This is a genomic window from Caldisericota bacterium, assembly GCA_034717215.1.
GTDB lineage: Bacteria > Caldisericota > Caldisericia > Caldisericales > Caldisericaceae > UBA646.
Map to the genome: position 1 here is coordinate 1 of JAYELD010000174.1, position 3,617 is coordinate 3,617.

The 3,617-nt window shown below is 31.6% G+C and carries 2 protein-coding genes; both read right to left on the reverse strand.

All coding sequences use genetic code 11. The features are described from left to right. On the reverse strand, nucleotides 1-2,496 hold a 2,496-nt coding region (locus tag U9Q18_07155), incomplete at its 3' end, for a DUF6079 family protein (protein ID MEA3314136.1). Between the two features lie 13 nt (nucleotides 2,497-2,509). Then, the gene (gene brxF / locus U9Q18_07160) at nucleotides 2,510-2,959 is read right to left on the reverse strand and encodes a BREX-3 system P-loop-containing protein BrxF (protein ID MEA3314137.1); all 450 of its coding nucleotides are present in this window, start codon (nucleotides 2,957-2,959) and stop codon (nucleotides 2,510-2,512) included. Nucleotides 2,960-3,617: the final 658 nt, after the last annotated feature.

Genomic DNA, 3,617 nt, shown 5'->3' on the forward strand with positions numbered 1-3,617 from the left:
TAAACCGCTGGGTTTTTTGATATGACTAAAATTAACTATATCCTCAATAGGAAGTTTGATGAGCTGATCAAATCTCATTGCATCATATTGTGTCCCGGCTATTGTTATGACAATATCGCCATTATGTACAAGGGCAATAAGGATAACAGAAAATAATTCCGGTTCAATTTTAAACTTTTTAGTAAGCTCTACATCCTTTGTCCCTATTTTGGTATATATTGTCTCAATTAGTTCAGACCGATTTATAACCTGACCGGGTTTTAAATTCTCAAGCTTGTCGATAACCCATTTGGCATAACCGGATTTATGTACTTTTATTTTATCGTCATGGAGTAATACAAACCCATTCAGAATTGCCATACCCATATTTGTTTTTTTCCCATTGAAGTATTGATAAGCTTCAGAAATATAATCTTTCATATTAGCATGTGTGAGTGGCGTTAAAAGTTTTGAAAAATGAGGATAATCAGGATATTTATCACACAAATATCCATTAAAGCATGTACTCGCAATTGCGTTTATGATTTCTCTAATATCTGCATATGGCGGTATGTTTTTAGCTATCGTAAGGACGGAATTCCTTTTGCCTTTATAAGTGACTTCATACACTTTTGTAAAATTGTTTCTTATCCAATCTGATAATAATTTGAAATACTCCGCAGCTTTGACTTCATATAAATTTTTCGTTCCAGAAGGTGCAATATTGCTCATCTCTTTTGCACCGGCATACAGCTTTAGGAATCGGTCAAACTTTTCATCTTTCTTTTTCAGTCTGATAAATATTTCATCTTGTTTGTGCTCATCTTTAAAATGTGGTGGTTCATAAGGCTGTAATATATAAATGTAGAAATCCCTTGGCGGTTGTGCGGTTGAGCGTTCATTTGGTGCACCAAAAAATAAATATCCTTCTCTGGTCACTTTGCATTCATTCCAAGGAATCTCATAATACCAAATCTTATAACCAGTTACATATGTCGTTTCAGAACAATCTACCACTTTTTCAAGAACATTAAAATAATATATATCTAATGCAGAATTATCAAGCGTTTCCGATCTTTGTTCTATTAATTCATCAACGGCTATATCTTTTTTGATATCTATATAGTATTGCCCGTTGTCCTCATTAAATGATATATATTGGTAGCTAACTGTTTTTAATATTTCTTTTAAAACAGATTCAATAGTCCGTTGTAAAAACACTGAGTCCTTCTCTGGAATATTTATAAACAAGAATAATTGATCTCTCAATTCCTCAGAAGTAAGCCCAAGCTTAGTATATATATCTCCGGTAGTTAACCGGTGAACCGATAATGCCTTTACAATTCTAAGCGCAATGGGTTTGTATATTTTTTTTGTAGTAAAAGCACTTTTAATCTTGTCTTGAAGGATATCAGATTTATTTCTTACCTCCCTGATACTCGGATTTGCTTTTAATGAAGGGTCATTTTCAATATGGGTCCAATAACTGTCAAATGATATAACTCCAGAACTATCAACAGGAACATCATTATTCATTAACTGTTTCATTTCATAACTGAGAGTTTTTAAAATAACGCGTTTCTCTGCAACATATACTTTTTCAAATATTGCTAGATAATCAGGATGTACAGGAAAGAGTTCAACAAATTCCTCCATTCTTTCTGTTAGCCCATTAAAATATGGAGTAAATTTTTGCAGGTGTTCACGTATAAGGTCCTTTTGTTTATCATTCTTCTTTAGTAATCTTTGAGATACAACGTAAGCAATGTCTTCTCTGACTATGCTTATTACTTCGAATCTCTCCCGTACTCTTTGTAGTAAATTTGCAACAAATTGAAAACTCGGGTTATCAAAAAGCATCTCTTGAATCCCAGCTATAAATCTGAATTTTGTAGACTTACATATTTCACCAAGTTCTCTTAAAAATCCTAAGTCAAGAACAATCTCTTGCTGCTTTCTTGCACGAAGGTAATCAAGTAATTCGTCACATACAAGAAGCAACCCTTTGTCTGGATATTTATTATTAAACTCTGCCATCATTTCATGAAATAAATCTTTATTATTTGTTATTTCTGTTATTTCAGGAAAAGAATATTCTATGCCAATGCTCTCAAGATAATCTTCTATTTCTTCACATATTAAATCTCTCAATGGTTTTGTTGTTGAACCAATTTCGATCCTAATAACTTTAAACTTTCCTTCTATTTCTTTTGCAGCTTTTTTGACTTCTTCATTATTAACGCGGTCAGCTGAATTATCAAATTCTGCTAAAGTTGCAATTACACTCATCAGATGAGATTTACCAGTACCATAATTACCGACAATAAATACTCCTTTATTATCAACCGGGCGGCTATATTGGAGTTGTTCGATTATAATATCCTTAATAATTTCAGCCATCCTTTCAGATACAACATAAGTATCGATTAACTGATAAGCATAATCTTGTTCTGACGCCTCACATAATTGTATAACGCCTTCAATTGGTTCAAAGCTTATTAAATCACTGTATTTCATACCATTGCCCCCTTTATATCTCACCAAATATTTGGGCATCAATTTCTGAAAACACTCTATACTCTCGATGCCCAGGTTTTGCATATATCAATTTATTATCTTTATACTCTCCATCCCATGATAGAATTATTATTATGTTCCTGCTTGCATTTTGGAAAAATTGTATTGGGTCAAATTCTAATTCCGGGTGAAAAAGTATTTGCATTCTCTCTATCCATAATACATCGGAATTAAACTTATGAAGTATTTCAGCTAAACATCTACGCACGTGAGTACTCCTTTTTGTCTTTGGAATATCCATAAGTTTTTTACTTAACTCTAAACTAATATTAACATTTTGAATGCAATATTTATCATTATTCTGTTTCGTAAGTTTTTCTTTGTTTGGGTTACATATAATAACAAGCTGGCTCCGCTGAAGCTTGGCAGCATCAATTATTTCATTGAGTCTTTCAATATCCATATTCTTTCCAACTTTTTATCTATTATTAGATTATGCTGATTTCACGTAATCAATATTTTTTTCAAGCATCTGCATAAGTATTTTTCCTTATTATTAATTTTATTTTTGTTTATTTTACTTTTTAGTATAACATTGTAACCTTTCGAATAAAATATCAGTAAAGTATTAAAAAATAAAGACTTATCTAATTATATCACATGGTTACGACTACTGTATGGCAACAATTGTGAAAATAATTTGAAAATAATTGAAAAAAGTTTGTTTTTTTTGTTTTTTTAAATTTTATCTTAAAATATCTAGTCTTTGATTTTTTTTAAAAAATGTTATATATTCATATTGGAGCGGTAAATCCGTTGTGAGTTGTTTAGGGTGTTCCCTTCCATCGGTGGGCCAAAGCCTTAACATTATAACTCATAAGGTTCGCTCTTCTTTATTTTTATATTCGACAAACTTTTCGAAAATCCTTTATTTTCTTAATAATTTTCTCCGATTAATTAATAGTAATTGTAATCCCCTCTTCTTTCCATTCTTACCATTCGAGGTTGGTTATTTCGGGTAGTTGGAGGAGATGTTTGGGGTCTTTGAATCCTCCCAGTTCTTCTCGTAAGACTATTATCTTTTGGGCGAGGGGTTCTGTTATTTTCAATATTTTTATCAG